18 protein-coding genes, 1 tRNA gene, 1 pseudogene and 1 riboswitch are annotated in these 14,820 nt (G+C 68.5%); of the genes and pseudogenes, 12 read left to right on the top strand and 8 right to left on the bottom strand.

Going from position 1 to position 14,820, the window contains the following annotated elements; all coding sequences use genetic code 11:
- Nucleotides 1-67: 67 nt before the first annotated feature.
- Both purD and K3M35_RS13105 read right to left on the bottom strand, forming a co-directional pair.
- On the bottom strand, nucleotides 68-1,321 hold the full coding sequence (gene purD / locus K3M35_RS13110) for a phosphoribosylamine--glycine ligase (protein ID WP_006551868.1): 1,254 nt from the start codon (nucleotides 1,319-1,321) through the stop codon (nucleotides 68-70).
- A gap of 10 nt (nucleotides 1,322-1,331) precedes the next feature.
- Nucleotides 1,332-1,997 carry a nucleoside/nucleotide kinase family protein gene (locus tag K3M35_RS13105; RefSeq protein ID WP_019290071.1) on the bottom strand — a complete coding sequence of 222 codons (666 nt, stop codon included), beginning with the start codon at nucleotides 1,995-1,997 and terminating at the stop codon, nucleotides 1,332-1,334.
- A gap of 131 nt (nucleotides 1,998-2,128) precedes the next feature.
- Here K3M35_RS13105 and K3M35_RS13100 point away from each other — a divergent pair, with 131 nt between their 5' ends.
- The 4 genes from K3M35_RS13100 to K3M35_RS13085 are packed head-to-tail and all read left to right on the top strand — an operon-like array spanning nucleotide 2,129 to nucleotide 5,757.
- Nucleotides 2,129-3,238 carry a serine hydrolase gene (locus K3M35_RS13100; protein WP_220666522.1) on the top strand — a complete coding sequence of 370 codons (1,110 nt, stop codon included), beginning with the start codon at nucleotides 2,129-2,131 and terminating at the stop codon, nucleotides 3,236-3,238.
- Complete coding sequence (locus K3M35_RS13095) at nucleotides 3,235-3,750, top strand: helix-turn-helix transcriptional regulator (protein ID WP_231412891.1); 516 nt, start codon at nucleotides 3,235-3,237, stop codon at nucleotides 3,748-3,750. The genes K3M35_RS13100 and K3M35_RS13095 overlap by 4 nt, the downstream gene beginning before the upstream one ends.
- 25 nt (nucleotides 3,751-3,775) lie before the next feature.
- Entirely contained in the window at nucleotides 3,776-4,201 is a 426-nt protein-coding gene (locus K3M35_RS13090) for an HIT family protein (protein WP_006551872.1), read from the top strand.
- 56 nt (nucleotides 4,202-4,257) lie between these two features.
- On the top strand, nucleotides 4,258-5,757 hold the full coding sequence (locus K3M35_RS13085; protein WP_228044852.1) for an MDR family MFS transporter: 1,500 nt from the start codon (nucleotides 4,258-4,260) through the stop codon (nucleotides 5,755-5,757).
- Here the strand turns inward: K3M35_RS13085 and K3M35_RS13080 are convergent.
- A complete protein-coding gene (locus tag K3M35_RS13080) occupies nucleotides 5,754-6,077 on the bottom strand; it encodes a hypothetical protein (protein WP_232512415.1) in 324 nt (107 codons plus the stop codon). The two genes, K3M35_RS13085 and K3M35_RS13080, sit on opposite strands and share 4 nt — an antisense overlap.
- Nucleotides 6,078-6,124: 47 nt before the next feature.
- On the opposite strand from K3M35_RS13080, the gene K3M35_RS13075 reads away from it, so the two are divergent.
- The 3 genes from K3M35_RS13075 to K3M35_RS13065 all read left to right on the top strand — a co-directional run bounded on the left by K3M35_RS13075 (nucleotide 6,125) and on the right by K3M35_RS13065 (nucleotide 7,659).
- Entirely contained in the window at nucleotides 6,125-6,331 is a 207-nt protein-coding gene (locus K3M35_RS13075) for a hypothetical protein (protein WP_006551874.1), read from the top strand.
- Between the two features lie 40 nt (nucleotides 6,332-6,371).
- A riboswitch (guanidine-III (ykkC-III) riboswitch) is annotated at nucleotides 6,372-6,437 on the top strand.
- A 13-nt stretch (nucleotides 6,438-6,450) separates the two neighbouring features.
- Nucleotides 6,451-6,765, top strand: a complete 315-nt coding sequence (locus K3M35_RS13070) for a multidrug efflux SMR transporter (RefSeq protein ID WP_006551875.1) — start codon at nucleotides 6,451-6,453, stop codon at nucleotides 6,763-6,765.
- A gap of 63 nt (nucleotides 6,766-6,828) precedes the next feature.
- Nucleotides 6,829-7,659 (top strand): hypothetical protein, encoded by an 831-nt coding sequence (locus K3M35_RS13065; protein WP_019290078.1) that lies wholly within the window; start codon nucleotides 6,829-6,831, stop codon nucleotides 7,657-7,659.
- 17 nt (nucleotides 7,660-7,676) lie between these two features.
- Here the strand turns inward: K3M35_RS13065 and K3M35_RS13060 are convergent, their stop codons facing one another.
- Nucleotides 7,677-8,546 (bottom strand): ribokinase, encoded by an 870-nt coding sequence (locus K3M35_RS13060; RefSeq protein ID WP_080678535.1) that lies wholly within the window; start codon nucleotides 8,544-8,546, stop codon nucleotides 7,677-7,679.
- A gap of 71 nt (nucleotides 8,547-8,617) precedes the next feature.
- Nucleotides 8,618-9,229 carry a TetR/AcrR family transcriptional regulator gene (locus tag K3M35_RS13055; protein WP_019290080.1) on the bottom strand — a complete coding sequence of 204 codons (612 nt, stop codon included), beginning with the start codon at nucleotides 9,227-9,229 and terminating at the stop codon, nucleotides 8,618-8,620.
- Between the two features lie 134 nt (nucleotides 9,230-9,363).
- Between K3M35_RS13055 and K3M35_RS13050 the strand changes: the two genes are divergently transcribed.
- The 4 genes from K3M35_RS13050 to K3M35_RS13035 all read left to right on the top strand — a co-directional run bounded on the left by K3M35_RS13050 (nucleotide 9,364) and on the right by K3M35_RS13035 (nucleotide 10,983).
- Nucleotides 9,364-9,837, top strand: a complete 474-nt coding sequence (locus K3M35_RS13050; protein ID WP_006551879.1) for a general stress protein — start codon at nucleotides 9,364-9,366, stop codon at nucleotides 9,835-9,837.
- Between the two features lie 180 nt (nucleotides 9,838-10,017).
- Nucleotides 10,018-10,260, top strand: coding sequence for a hypothetical protein (locus K3M35_RS13045; protein ID WP_024102965.1), 243 nt, complete (start codon nucleotides 10,018-10,020; stop codon nucleotides 10,258-10,260).
- A gap of 122 nt (nucleotides 10,261-10,382) precedes the next feature.
- Nucleotides 10,383-10,610 carry a hypothetical protein gene (locus K3M35_RS13040; RefSeq protein ID WP_220666521.1) on the top strand — a complete coding sequence of 76 codons (228 nt, stop codon included), beginning with the start codon at nucleotides 10,383-10,385 and terminating at the stop codon, nucleotides 10,608-10,610.
- 85 nt (nucleotides 10,611-10,695) lie between these two features.
- Nucleotides 10,696-10,983, top strand: coding sequence for a hypothetical protein (locus tag K3M35_RS13035; RefSeq protein WP_006551882.1), 288 nt, complete (start codon nucleotides 10,696-10,698; stop codon nucleotides 10,981-10,983).
- A 32-nt stretch (nucleotides 10,984-11,015) separates the two neighbouring features.
- Here the strand turns inward: K3M35_RS13035 and K3M35_RS13030 are convergent.
- Nucleotides 11,016-11,090 (bottom strand) — tRNA-Thr (locus tag K3M35_RS13030).
- Nucleotides 11,091-11,235: 145 nt separating this feature from the next.
- Between K3M35_RS13030 and K3M35_RS13025 the strand changes: the two are divergent.
- A pseudogene (locus K3M35_RS13025) lies at nucleotides 11,236-12,633 on the top strand (threonine/serine exporter ThrE family protein); the annotation flags it as partial.
- Between the two features lie 336 nt (nucleotides 12,634-12,969).
- Here K3M35_RS13025 and K3M35_RS13020 read toward each other — a convergent pair.
- Together K3M35_RS13020 and K3M35_RS13015 are read right to left on the bottom strand one after the other, a co-directional pair.
- Nucleotides 12,970-13,206 (bottom strand): MbtH family protein, encoded by a 237-nt coding sequence (locus tag K3M35_RS13020; protein WP_006551884.1) that lies wholly within the window; start codon nucleotides 13,204-13,206, stop codon nucleotides 12,970-12,972.
- On the bottom strand, nucleotides 13,203-14,594 hold the full coding sequence (locus tag K3M35_RS13015; protein ID WP_006551885.1) for a lysine N(6)-hydroxylase/L-ornithine N(5)-oxygenase family protein: 1,392 nt from the start codon (nucleotides 14,592-14,594) through the stop codon (nucleotides 13,203-13,205). Before K3M35_RS13015 ends, K3M35_RS13020 begins: the two co-directional genes overlap by 4 nt.
- Between the last annotated feature and the right edge of the window lie 226 nt (nucleotides 14,595-14,820).

Here is a 14,820-nt window from a genome sequence, read left to right as displayed (position 1 = left end):
CATCGAAATGCACCGAGTGTGCAACATACACCCGGTAGGTGCAAGGGTGAAGGACGAGAGTGAAAGGCTAGACCGAGATCCGGCCCTCGACGGCCGCCAGACCGATGTCGCGGCGGAAGTGACCGCCCGGCAGCTTGACGTCGGCGAGCCGATCATAAGCGGCCTCGCGCGCGGACGCGAGATCGGCACCCACACCGATCACGTTGAGCACGCGCCCACCTGCGGAGACCAGCGCGCCGTCCTCGCGACGCTTCGTGCCGGCGTGCAGCACCGTGTCGCCCTCGGCGCCGGTGATCACATCGCCGGTGCGCGGGGTGGACGGGTAGTACTCGGCGGCGAGCACCACGGTCACCGCGGCGCCGTCCTTCCAGCGCAGCGGCGGGAGCTCGGCGAGCGTGCCGGCGGCGACCGCCTTCAGGGCCTCGCCCAGCGGGGACTCGAGCAGAGCGAGCACGGCCTGGGTCTCCGGGTCGCCGAAACGGCAGTTGAACTCGACCACGGCCGGGCCCTCGGCGCCCATCGCCAGACCCGCGTAGAGCAGTCCGGAGAAACCGCATCCGCGGCGCACCATCTCGGCCGCGACGGGCTCCACGACCTCGGAGACGATCCGCTCGACGCTACCCTCGGGCAACCACGGCAGCGGCGTGTAGGCACCCATGCCACCGGTGTTGGGGCCGGTGTCGTCCTCGCCGACGCGCTTGTGGTCCTGCGCCGGGAGCAGCGGCACGACCGTCTCGCCGTCGACGAGGCAGAACAGCGAGACTTCGGGGCCGTCGAGGAAGGACTCCAGCAGGACGGGGTGCCCGTTCTCGAGGATCTCGGCGGCGTGGTCGCGGGCGGCGGCGCGATCGGTGGTGACGACGACGCCCTTACCGGCAGCGAGACCGTCGTCCTTGACCACCCAGGTCGGTCCGAACCGGTCGAGCGCCTCGTCGAGGGTCGCGGGTGTGTCGACGACCTCGCTGTGGGCGGTGCGCACACCGGCGGCGGCCATGACGTCCTTCGCGAACGCCTTCGATCCCTCGATGCGTGCGGCGGCGGCGGACGGTCCGAAGCAGGGGATGCCCGCGGCGCGGACGGCATCGGCGACCCCGAGGACGAGCGGAACCTCGGGACCTATGACGACGAGGTCGGCCTTCTGCGCGGTGGCGAGGGCGACGACGTTGTCGGCGGAGGCCGCATCGACGGGGAACAGCTCGGCGACGTTCGCGATACCGGGGTTGCCCGGCGCGGCCAGCACGGCGGTCACGCCGGGGTCGCGGGACAGGGCGAGAGCAAGAGCATGTTCACGGGCACCGGAGCCTATAACGAGTACGCGCACGCAGGACAGACTACGGGACCGGTCTCCACACGAGATCGGCGCGGGAACGCGTGCGCTGAACGGCTTCCGCATTGGGCAGATCGACGGTCCGCACCCATTCGCGTGCGCCGTCCTCGTCCCGTCCGTGGTGGCGGTGCCGGCGCACGAGACGTCGCGTGAGCGTGCGGCGGGGTGCGTCGATGTAGATGACGAGGTCGAGCAGCGGGCGGATGTGTTCCCATCCCCCGGTCTCGAACATCAGGTAGTTGCCCTCGGTGACGATCACCCGGGCATCGGCCGGCACAGCGTGCACCGCCGCGATCGGTTCGTCGAGCGGCCGGGAGAAATCCGGGGCGTAGATCGTCTCGTCGCGGCACTGCCGCACCCGGCTCAGCATGTCGCGGAAGCCGGCCACGTCGAAGGTGTCGGGCGCCCCCTTCCGGTCCCGCGCGCCGAAGGTGTCGAGCTGCCGGTTGGACAGGTGGTAGCCGTCCATCGGCACCTGTCCGGTGGAGACCCCCGCGCATCGGAGGGCGTAGACGAGCAGCGCCGCGGCGCGACTCTTCCCGGCACCCGGCGGCCCGCACAGACCGACGACCGTGCGCCGATCCGCGGGAAGCCCGACGAGGACGTGTGTGACGAGTTCGTCCACGAGCACGCGCAGCGGCGCCTCCCGCACGCTCCCGTCACCTTCCATGAGCCCGACGATACGACCGCCCGCGACCGTCGGAGTCGCCGTGAGCTCTCGACACGCCCACCCGACTGATCTATCGTTATTTCGAAAGTTCGGAATTTCGAACTGTCACCCCGACACGGACGGATACCGCCATGCCGAACAGGATCGGAACCACCCTCGCCGCGACGAGCGTCGTGATCGCTCTGGCCGGATGCGGGCAGAGCACTCCACCGGAGTCCGACATCCCTGCACCGGCCGGGGCGGACGCGTCCGCCCCGGCCGGTGAATGCATGCCCACCCCCGCCGCGGACGTGAGCACCGCCGAAGGCTGGATCGGCTACCTCGCCGAGAACCCCGACACGGTCGCCATCGCGGTCGACGAAGGCAACGGCGGGACCTTCGAACAACGACCCGACGAGCGGCAACCGCTCGCGTCGGCTGTGAAGGTCGTGCATCTCGCCGCCTATGCCCGCGCCGTCGCAGCCGGTGAACTCTCCCCCGACGAGCGCGTACCGCTCGCCGACTGGGAACGCTGGCATCTCCCGGACACCGACGGCGGCGCACACCCCCGGGCTCTCGAACGGCTCGGTGTGAACGACCCGGAGGACACCGTCACTCTCGACGAGATGGTGTCGGCGATGATCCAGGAGAGCGACAACGCGGTCCCCGACTACCTGCGCGACCGCCTCGGCGACGACGCGCTGCGCGAGGCCGCCGCCCAGGGCGGCTGGGACGACTTCACGCCGCCGACGATGCTCGGCAACACACTCGCGCTGCTCGACCCGACACTCGACGATTCGTCGGCGGTCTGGGACGCCGCGCGCCGCTACGCCTCCGACCCCGCCTACCGCGCCGAAGCGGTGCAGCACCCGGCGCCGGAGGATTTGTTCGCCCGGGTCGACCGCGTCCAGCGTTTCGACAACACCGGATCGGCCGCCGAGCTCACCGCCCTGCATCGCGCGATCGCCGACGGTTCGTTCGGTGCCGGCGGCGACCTCGCGCGTACCCACCTCGAATGGCAACCGTCCACGGTTCCGGGATTCGAGGGAGTCGGATTCAAGGGCGGTAGCCTGCCCGGCATCCTCACCGACGCAGTCACCTTCCGCCGCGATGACGACACGATCGCGACCACGGTGATGCTCGCGTCCGGCATGTCGGACAGCGACTACGCGGAAGCCCTCGAATCGTTCGCCCATCAGGAGATGCTCGCCGCGGCAGCGAACGATCCCGATTTTCTCGAGCGGATACGCTGCGCGATGTGAGCGACGGCGACGTGAACGACGAGTACGAGGCCCGGCTCGCGGATCTCGAACGCCGTGTGCGGATCCTCGAGGGCGACGCGACCCGCCGGGGCGCCGGGGACGGTCCCGGTGGCACCGGTCCCGTGGCGGACGTGGCAGGAAGCACGGGGTCCGTGACCTACGGGGGCTTCGTCTCCCTGCACGGCAACGTCCGCTGGAACATCGAGTACGACGCGGGCGCATCCCTCGCACTCGATCCCGTTCCCGTCGCCGCCGTCCTCGACGCCTTGGGCAACCCCGCGAGGCTGGCGATCGTGCGGACTCTGCTGCGCGGGCCCGCCACCGCCACCGAACTCCAGGAGGCCACCGACCTCACGTCGACCGGCCGGCTCTACCACCATCTCCGGGCTCTGTCGGCTGCGCGGGTGGTCGAGCAGGGAAGCCGAAACCGCTACCGGATCGCGCCGGAGAAGGTCGTGCCGCTGCTGGTCCTCACCGTCGCGGCGGCCGATGTCGGGGAACAGCTCCGGTGAACCCGGTGTCCCTTATCCTCCCGGTATGACTTCCGTGTTCAGCAAGATCATCGCCGGTGAACTGCCGGGCCGTTTCGTCTGGCAGGACGACGACGTCGTCTCCTTCCTGACCATCAACCCTTTCACCGAGGGGCACGTGCTGGTCGTGCCACGGCAGGAGGTCGATCACTGGCAGAGCGTGGACGACGACCTGTGGGCGAAGGTGAACGACGTCGCCCGCATCCTCGGTCGCGCCGTCACCGCCGCCTTCGACGCCCCGCGCGCCGGCCTGATGATCGCCGGCCTGGAGGTCCCCCACCTGCACCTGCACGTCTTCCCCGCCTACTCCCTCGGCGACTTCGATTTCGCGACGGCCGAGAAGGATCCGTCGCCCGAATCGCTCGACCGCGCGCATCGCAAGATCAAGGACGCCCTGCGCGAACAGGGGCACGGCGAGCACGTCCCCGACTGATCCGCTCGACGGGATATCGGCGGAACAATTCCGACCGGTATCCCGTTGTGTTCCTCGTGTCTTCTACTCCACCGAGTTCCCCAGCCCCGGCCGGTACGGCCGAGCCGCAGGCCGCTGCCGCACCGCGCGCCGGTCTTCTGATCGCCGTTCTCGTCGGGGCCGCATTCGTCGTCATCCTCAACGAGACGATCATGAGCGTCGCGCTGCCGAAGCTGATGGTCGAGTTCGACGTCGGCGCAGCCACCGCCCAATGGCTCACCACGGCGTTCATGCTGACCATGGCCGTCGTCATCCCGATCACGGGTTACCTGCTCACCCGGCTGTCGCTGCGCACGGTCTTCGCGATCGCGATGGGCAGCTTCCTGCTCGGCACCCTGATCGCCGCGAGCGCCCCGATCTTCCCGGTCCTCGTGCTGGGTCGTGTCGTCCAGGCCGTGGGCACCGCGGTGATGTTGCCGCTGCTGTTCACGACGGTGCTCAACCTGGTTCCCGCCGATCGTCGCGGTCGCACGATGGGCGTGATCTCGATCGTCATCGCGGTCGCTCCCGCGGTCGGCCCGACCATCGGTGGCGTCGTGCTCGACCAGCTGAGCTGGCGGTGGATGTTCTGGCTGGTGCTGCCGATCGCGGTCGTCGCGACGGCGCTCGGCCTGAGCTGGATCCGCAGCGTCACCGAACCGGTCGCGGTTCCGCTCGACGCCCCGTCGGTGGTGTTGTCGGCCCTCGGGTTCAGCGGTCTCGTCTTCGGTCTGAGCAGTCTCGGTGAGGCCGCCGAGGGCGATCCGCTCATGCCGCCGTGGCTGCCGCTGGTCGTCGGCATCGCGTCGCTGACGGTCTTCGTCCTGCGTCAGATCCGCCTCGGCGACGGCGCCCTACTGGACATGCGCGCGTTCCGTACCCCGGCGTTCTCGCTCGCGGTTGCACTCGTCTCGGTAAGCATGATGTCGCTGTTCGGCACCCTCATCCTGCTGCCGATCTACCTGCAGAACGTGCTGGGTCAGTCGACGCTGACCACCGGCCTGATGCTGCTGCCCGGTGGTCTGGTCATGGGTCTGCTCGGCTACATCGTCGGACGCCTGTTCGACCGGTTCGGTCCGCGGCCGCTCGTCGCACCGGGCGCGATCATCGCCTGCGTCGCGATGTGGGGCATGACGACCTTCGACGCGACCACCACGATCGGCACGGTCATCGCCTGGCACGTGCTGCTCAACATCGGCCTCGCGTTGATGTTCTCGCCGCTGCTGACCTCGGCACTCGGAGCGCTGCCGCGGCGGTTGTACTCCCACGGCAGCGCCATCGTCAGCACCATGCAGCAGGTCGCCGGTGCGGCCGGTACGGCGTTGTTCATCACGGTGCTGACCCGCACGACCGTCGCGGGCGCCGAGAGCGCGGGCGATCCCGCCGGTGCGCTCGCGGACGGTGTCCACGGCGCGTTCACGTGGGGCGCGGCGATCGCGGTGATCGCAGTCGTCGGCTCCCTGTTCGTCCGACGGGCCCCGGAGCCCGAGGCGGATGCGGTGGAGGTGTCGGCCCCCGAGACCGCCGGAACGCACTAGCCGGCAGTACACACCGGCCCGGCACTCACGCGCCGGTCGTCACGACTTCCCTGTTCGACGGGAAGCGTGGCGGCCGGCGCGTTGCTGTCCGCACACGGTTCGTGGAGGAAGGCGTCCAGTTCGACCCACGAGGTGTCGCGTGCGGCGCTGCCGGACGGATGCTGGACCTCGCGTTCGATCGCGGTGAGGCGGTAGGCCGTGCGGACGATGGGTGCGGGCACCCCGCCGAAGACGGCGTCGAGCAGGCCGAGTGCGGGCTCGGCGACGAACAACGACCACGCGTTCTGCGCGGCCTTCCCGACCACGTCCGTGATCCCCATGTATGAGCTCGGAGAACCTGTCCGACGGCAGTGCTATTAAGTGATGCATGACGTGTTCACAGTGCAACCACGATCTCGACCACTGCCACGGCACTCTCGTGCTCCACGCCGATACTCGGGTCGACTGCACCGAACCCGACTGCGTCGACTTCGAGATCGTGCGGCACACCCTCGTTCTCGACTGCATCGAACTGGACGGCGGATGTTCGTGCACGGTGATTGCGCAGGAATCGCAGCTACTGCGCGTGTCCTGAGCAATTTGCCAATACTCGCCCGGAATTCCTAACCTCGACGGAGGTGGCCGCCGGTCGGCCTCCCGGACGAGCGCACCGTACCCGGCCAGCGACAAGACGGTGCAGGAGCGTTGTACGTCATGGCCTGGATCGTTCTCGTCCTCTCCGGTGTGCTCGAAGCCGTGTGGGCTACAGCCCTCGGCAGATCTGCCGGTTTCAGCCGGCTCACCCCGACACTGGTGTTCGTCGTCGCCCTCGTCCTGAGCATGGCCGGGCTCGCGTATGCCCTGCGCACCCTGCCGGTCGGGACGTCCTACGCGATCTGGGTGGGTATCGGCGCCGCTCTCACGGTCGGATATGCGATGGTCACCGGCACCGAGACCGCCTCGCTGCTGAAGCTCGCACTGATCGCGGGCATCGTGCTGTGCGTGGTCGGTCTCAAACTCGTGCACTGAACGTTCTCGGGCCTCACGTTCTCGGACTGACGTTCTCGAGCACTGACCGTTACAGTCGGTTCCATGAACCTCGGGTCCGTACTCGTGATGCCGGTGCGTGTGGGTCTGACCGCCGCAGAGGTCGCCCTGAGCGTCGCCGAGACGGTCGTCGGCACCGTGCGGGTCGCGGTGTCGCCCACCACCTACTCCGCGCTCGGCGCGGTCGGCCTGCCCGACACCCGCAGTTCGGTGGGTCTGCTGCAGCAGATCTCGAAGCTCACGTCGGAGGACCGTGGACTCGGTCACGCGTTGCGTCCCGGCGGTCCCCTCGACCGGCTGCTCGCGCCGGGCGGTCCCGTGGATCGGCTCACCGAGCCGGGTGGCCTGCTCGATCGGTTGCTCGAACCGGGCGGACCCGTCGACCGGCTCACCGCACCGGGTGGTCCCCTCGACCGGATCCTCGCCGACGACGGTGCCCTCGACCGCCTCGTGTCGGAAGGGGGTCTGCTCGATCGCCTCACCGCGCACGACGGCCCGCTCGAACGGCTGCTCGCCCAGGACGGCGCGGTGGAACGGCTCACCGCGCCGGGCGGCATCGTCGATGTGGCGATCCGGCCCGGTGGGGTCGTCGAGCGGGCCCTCGCCCAGGGCGGCGTCCTCGACGTCCTGCTCTCCGAACGGGGCGCCCTCGAACGACTGCTCGCCGAGGGCGGTCCGCTCGATCAGATCGTCTCGCTCTCGGAGACCCTCGCGCATCTCACGCCCGGCATCTCGCAGATGAACGCGAGCATCGACATGTTGCAGGAAACGGTCGAGCTGCTGCGCGGGGCCGTCGGTCCGCTCGGCGACCTCGCCGGCCGGCTTCCCGGGCGCTGGTTGCGCAGCGGCAAGGGCGAGCTGCTTCCGCCGCCCTGACGTGGTTCCTCGCCGTGTCAGCGATCGGAGCGGCGGGATGCGACCAGCCGGGCAGCGTCGGCCGATGCCCGGCGCGCTGCCGCGAACAGGTCCTCCCCCGTGCCGAGCAACGCGGCGAGCGTGCCGGCGAAATGATCGCCCGCCCCCGTCGTGTCGACGACGTCGACCTGCGGGACCCGCAGATGTTCGATCGCGTCCTCGGTTCCGACCACGACGTCCTCCCCACCACGGGTGATCACCACGGTGCGCACCTGTTCGAGCAGGCGGGTCACGATCGCGTCGAAGGGGGTCCCTGCGGGAAGACCCGCGTAGTGCAGGGCTTCCTGCTCGTTGAGTACGAGCGGATCGGCGCCGGCGAGGACGTATTCGTCCAGGTCGATCACCGGGCTCGGATTGAGCACGAACCGGCGGTCGTGATCGCGCGCCCACTGGGCGGCGGCCCAGGTCACTGCGGGGAGCAGCTCGAGTTGGGTGAGCACCACCGCGGGATCGAGGGCATCGAGTGCTGCGGTCACGTCCTCGGCCTCGAGCAACGAATTGGCCTCGGGTACGACGACGATCCGGTTCTGCCCGTCGTCGGAGACGAGGATGACGGCCCGGCCGGTCGGGCCCGGTGTGGTGCGCAGATGGGAGGTGTCGACCCCTGCCCTCTGTTGCACGCCGCGCAGTACGTCAGCGGCATGATCGCTGCCCACCGCGCCGACGATGGCGGTGGGAGCCAGGCGGGCAGCACCGATGGCCTGGTTCGCGCCCTTGCCTCCCGGATAGGTGCGCAGATGCCGGCCGAGTACCGTCTCACCTTCTTCGGGAGCACGTGCCACGACGACCGTCAGGTCGAGGTTCAGCGATCCCACGACCGCCACCACGCATCGACTCGACTCGGTCACGGGTCGAGCCTACGACCGATCGACCCGCGGGGCGGGCCTACGACTGATCGACCCGAAGGGCGGGCCTACGATCACTGCCCCTGCGGGTCCGGTTCCAGTTCGGGGCAGACGATGTGGACGACCTCGTCCGCCCAGGACTCCCCCACCTCGCCGTGACGCAGGTAGGCGCCGAGATACGCGCCGACGAGCATCGAGACGGCGGTGTCGACGTCGATGTCCTTGCGGATCGCGCCCGACTCGATCGCGGTGCGGAGCACGTCGGCGACGACCTCGCTCCGGGCATTGATGATCTCCCGGATCGACTCGGTGAACTCGGGTTCCTGGTCGGTGAGCAGTGCGCCGACACTGCCCATGCCCACTTCGTTCGACAGTCCGCGACGGATCAGCTCGAGGGTCCATTTGACGCGGTCGTAGACGCACAGCCCGTCGGGCACGCACGGTGAGGCGACCTGCGAGTGCAATGCCGCGTCGAGGATCTCCTCACGGTTCGCGTAGCGCCGGTAGATCGTCGTCTTCGCGACGCCCGACAGCGCCGCGACCGCCTCGACGGTGACGCGGTTGGGCCCGTGAAGCCGCAGGATCTCGAGCGCGGCCTTCACGATGCGTGCGTCGGTCCCGGCACGCTCCTTGACGGGGCGCCGCGACGTCAGGGCCACGGATTCCGTCTCGACCTCGCCCACCATGTCTACATCCTCCTCGCGCGGGCATACACCCGCAGGATTCCCGAGTCTCCCCGACAAGGCGACCCCGAATCAAACACTACGAAACGATACGCTACGATGAGCGTATCGTTCCAATCGTCGACGAAGGGGAACGCATGACAGATATCTACGCACCGACACCCGGGCACTACACCGAATCCGAAACCGTCCTCGAGAGCTACCGCACCTACGACGCCGTCGAGAGGGCCATCGACCACCTGTCCGACGAAGGCTTTCCCGTCGAGTACCTGCGGGTCGTGGGCCAGGGAGTCACCACCGTCGAACACATCGAAGGCCGCATGACCAACGGCAAGGCCGCCCTTCGCGGCGCCGCCGCAGGCGTCTGGACGGGCCTGCTCTTCGGTCTGCTCCTGGCACTGCTCCTGCCTGCCACCGGCATGGCCACCGTGATCCTCACCGCTGTCGTCTTCGGCGCGGTGTGGGGCGGATCACTCGGCTTCTTCACCCACTGGAGCACCGGGGGACGCCGCGACTTCGTCTCGAGAAAGAGCATCGAGGCCTCGCGCTACGACCTCATGGTCGATTCCGAGTTCGTCGATCAGGCGCGCGAGAAGCTCGCACTGCGCTGACCGGCCATTGTTTCTCCGATTCGAGAACCTCTTCGCCCACGCCGACCGGCGTGGGCGAAGTCGTTTCTGGTGGAAAGAACAACACGAAAGGGATATTCCACCCGAATCGCCACATTCGTCCGATGCGGATAATCCGTGTTTGCCCGGTCGATTCTTTCCACTGATGGCATGATTCGAGTTATGGCCGGATCGTCGAATACTCCCCCGAAGCCTGCTGTGGGCTCGAAGGTCGTCGTACGCGCGGGTGTCGCGGGCACCAAGGCCTGTCCCGGCACGATCGTCGAAGACTTCGGTCCAGCACAGGAAGCCGTGGGCGACAAGCTGGGTCGCGACTGGGCGCGCGTGCGCCGCTGGGCTGTGGCGCTCGACGACGGACGGCTGATATTCGTCGATATGGACGCATTCGAATCCTCGAAGTCCTGATATCCGATCCATTTCGTCACTTCCGTATTCACACGCCCCTGCAGTGACATGCGGAGGGTGAACAACCGGGTGAACTGCGGCGGATCCGTTGACGCTCCGTGCGCCCGAACCGTTCTCCGGATATGACCTGGATCGGTTGGGCGCTGCTCGGATGGCTCACGGCATCCCCGGTGGTCGCCCTCGTATTCGGGCGCGTCGCCGCGGCGCACGACCTCCACGAGGCGCCGCACACGATTGCGCCGGTGATCGACCTGTCCGAGCGCCGAGCACGCCGCCTCGGTGAACACCACTGGCCGGAGCAGGACGGCAACGGCCCGGCAACCCTCCCGGAGCCCCGTCTTCCGATGTAAATTGTCCTTCTCGCCTTCGACGGGACAGGGATCCGGTCCGGGCGAACACTCGCCCGTGCATGTGTGCCTCCCGGATCGAGGGACGATGACCGCAGACCGCTTCACCCCGGTCCCGCCCCGCAACGGCGCCGGAAACACGGCACTGACCGCAGGGATCGTCGCGCTCGTCTTCGCCTTCGTACCCGTCATCGGCGACTTCGTCGCGATCCCCGCAGGTCTGGTCGCAGTGGTGTGCGGATGGATCGGTCTCGAACGGGTCGACAGGGGCACGGCGACGCATCGCCGCGAAGCTCTGATCGGTGCGTGCCTCGGCGTCGCGGCACTGTTCGCCGTGTTCGTGGTCTTCGCAGCGGTTCACAGCAGCACCGGATGAAACAGGCCCGCGCGGTACGCGACGGGCCCTACTGGAGCCCCCTGTCAGGATTGAACTGACGACCGCTCGCTTACAAGGCGAGTGCTCTACCACTGAGCTAAGGAGGCACAGAACTCGACGGTCGCGGACGACGCGTGAGCGACGCCATCATATAGCGCGTCACACTCTCGGCGCGCACCCACCCGCCTTCGTTACGGTGGATTGCATGCCCACCCTCCCCGTTTCCCCCAGCCGTACCGGAGGCCGCGGACGGTGAGCCGCTTCGACGACTTCCTCGATCGGGTTCTCGGTACCCGCCGCGCGACCATCGACGCGGTCACCGAGGCGCCGGCGCCACTGCAGCCGATCGATCTGACCGATGATGCAGTGGTCGCCGAGGCGCTCGACGTCGCCGTGCGTGTCGGTGAGGTCCTGCTCGCGTCGGGCACCGGCGCGATCGACACCGCCGAACAGGTGCGGTTCGTCGCTGCCACCTACGGTCTGGCGCAGTGCGACGTCGACGTCACCTACAACTCGATCGTGCTGTCGGCCTACCGCGGACCGACCATGCCGCCGTCGAGCACGATGCGGGTGGTGCACTACCGCTCGATGGACTTCACGCGGCTCGCGGCCGTCGACCGTCTGACCCGCCGCGTCCGCCGCGACGCGATCTCCCCGGCGCAGGCGCACGAAGAACTGCTCGCCATCACCACCAAGGCGCATCCGTACAACCGTTGGGTGGCGACGATCGCGTGGTCGGCGATGGCCGCCTCGATCTCCGTGCTCCTCGGCGGCGACGCGCTGGTTGCGCTCGTCGCCTTCGGTTCGACGTTCGTGATCGACCGCGTCAACCGCAAACTCAACGCGGCCGGGTTGCCGTTCTTCTTCCAGCATCTGGTGGGCGGCATCGTCGCGACAGCCCCGGCGATCACGCTGTACGGGATACGGGAGACGATCGGGATCGAAGTGTCACCGGGACTCATCATCGCGGCCGGCGTGACGGTGCTGCTGTCCGGTCTGTCGCTCGTGGGTTCGGTGCAGGACGCCATCACCGGGGCCCCCATCACGGCGTCGGCGCGTTTCTTCGAAGTGCTGATGATGACGGGCGGCATCGTCGCGGGTGTCGCGACGACCCTGCGGGTCGCGTCGGTGTTCGGCGCCGAACTCCCTCTCATCAGTTACGAGGCACTTCCCGACCTCACACAGCTGCCGACGAAGATCCTCGCCGGTGCCGCGGCGGCGTTGTTCTACGCCGTCGCCTGCTACGCCGAACGTCGCGCTCTCACGGTCGCCGCGCTCGCCGGCGCCACCGGCAGCCTCGGCTACCAGCTCGCGCTCGGGTTGTCGCTCGGTCCGATCATCTCGTCGGCGCTGGCCGCGACCGTCATCGGTTTCGCCGGTGGTCTGATGGCCCGCCGCGCGCTCACGCCACCGCTGGTCGTCGCGGTCGCCGGCATCACGCCGCTGCTGCCCGGTCTCGCCCTCTATCGCGGCCTGTACGCGATGCTCCGCAATCAGATGGCCACCGGCATGACGGCACTGTTCTCGGCGTTCGGTATCGGGTGCGCGCTCGCCGCGGGTGTCACGCTCGGTGAATGGCTCGCCCGCCGCACGCGCAACCCGCGCGGTGTCCTCCGCGTCGGCGCGCTGCGTCGCCCGCAGCTGCGGCGGATCCCCCGGATCCGGCTCGACAAGAACCGCCCGGTGTGGCGTCCGGCGCCCGGCCCCGCCACGGGCCCCATCCCGGTGGGATCGCTGCACACCGGCCCGATACCCACAGCTCCCGGGACGGGCCCCATCGCGACGGGTCCGATCGCCACCGGTCCGATCGCCACCGGCCCGATACCGACGGGCCCGATCGCGTCGGGTCCCCTGGCCACGGGCCCGATACCTCTCGACCCACACGGGTCGTCGTCGGGCCGGGAGGCAGGATCGTCCGTACAAACGACGAGAGCCACGCTGCGCTTTCGGCGCGGGCGTGACTCTCGGCGGATCTGACGGAAGCGTTCAGCTGCCCTGGCGGGCCTTCTCGTCGGCTTCCATTGCGTCGCGAAGGCTCTTCGGACGCATATCGGTCCAATTCTGCTCGACGTACTCGACGCAAGCGGCGCGCGACTCTTCGCCGAATACCACCCGCCACCCCTGCGGAACCTCGGCGAAGGTCGGCCACAGCGAGTACTGCTCCTCATCATTGATGAGGACGTAGAAGCGGCCGTCTTCGTCGTCAAATGGATTCGTGCTCATCTCGCCTCACTTGTTGCGTAGGTGTGATGGTCCGATATCCTACCAAGCTCGTCGATTCCTCCCCCGGCTCCGGGCAGACGGAGCTCTCGGCGTTCGACGATCGAGGTCAGGATCTCACCCGCGCGGATCGCTGCGTTGGACAGCAACGACGCGGTCAGACCGTGTGTCTTCTCGGTTCCGCCCTGCAGGTAGACGTCGGCCGTGACGTTCTCGGGCAGCGGCAGACGGTAGTCGCGGGCGACGGACAGAACGGGTGCCTCGGGCGCGAGATCACCCAGCAGCGGCGCGAGAGGCGTGGGCTCGAAGCCGGTCGCGAGGACCACCGCATCGCACTCGAGGGTCTCGGTGTCGCCTTCGAGATTGTCGCGGATCTCGACGGTGACTCCCGCCTCGCTCTCGATCGCCGACACGACCTCCGAGGCACGACGCATGAACAAGCGGCGACGACCGCTCACCCGTTCGCGGTATTCGGTCGCGTAGAGCGCCTCGATGAGTTCGGGCGAGACGACCGAGTAGTTGGTGCTGCGGTGCAGGGCGAGCAGACGCTCACGCTCGGACAGCGGGGCCGCGTGCAGTTCGTCGACGACCTGCGGGTCGAAGATGCGGTTCGCGTACGGGCTGTCGTCGGCCGGGCTGTACCCGAAGCGGTTGAAGACGTTGTGGACCTCGGCCTGCGGGTAGTGCGTGTGCAGGTACTGCACGACCTCGGCCGCGCTCTGCCCGGCACCGACCACCACGAAGCGCTGGTGCTGCGGCTCCGGCATGTCCTCGATGTGGAAGAGGAAGTGGTGGTTGTGGAAGCAGCGGGCGGACTCGGTCGCCCACTTCGGGAGCCGGGCACGCAGTCCGACTCCGACCACGACGCTGTGCGCGTACACGACGGCGCCGTCGGCGGTCCGCACGGCGAACAGATCGGCGACCCCGTTGTGGTTGCGGACGGTCTCGACCGAGACGACCTCGGTTCCGTAGCGGACGTCGGCGTCGACGCGCGTGGCCGCCCACTGCAGATAGTCCTGGAACTCGTGACGTGTGGGGAAGAACGTCTGGTGGTTGACGAAGTCCACGAGACGGCCACGGTCGTGCAGGTAGGAGAAGAAGCTGTACGAGCTCGCGGGGTTGCGGAAGGTGACCAGATCTTTGGGGAACGCGATCTGCATCGTGGCGCCCTCGAGCAGCATGCCCGGGTGCCAGGCGAAGGCCGACCGACGTTCGAAGAAACGTGCCCGGATCGCCGAGGAGCGGTTGTCGGTGTTGTGCTCCTCGACGGCGATCGCGAGCGCCAGGTTCGAGGGGCCGAAACCGATACCGACGAGGTCGAAGACGTCTCCTTGCGAGTTGCCCTCCGACCTCCCCGCGTCATCGGCGACAAGGCTGGAACGGTCGGTCATCACTCAACTTCCGTACTAGGGGGTCCGGAGGGGCCCGTGATCGATTCGTACGAGACTCGAAGGTAGCTCAGGCTAACCTTTGTTCGGTGAGCGTACCAGTGCCCGACGGTCCGCGGGACGTCCCGATCTCCCGGATCACAGGGACCTTCGTCGCATTTCGACGACGGCGGGCGCGGACCCCTCGGCGTGGTCGACGGTGACGGGCGTTGCCTGCCGATTTCCCGTG

The organism is Rhodococcus sp. DMU2021 (genome assembly GCF_019641445.1).
In the GTDB taxonomy this organism is placed as follows: Bacteria; Actinomycetota; Actinomycetes; order Mycobacteriales; family Mycobacteriaceae; genus Rhodococcus; species Rhodococcus pyridinivorans.
Note: the sequence above shows the minus strand (reverse complement) of the source record. Positions and strands in the feature narration are given on the sequence as shown.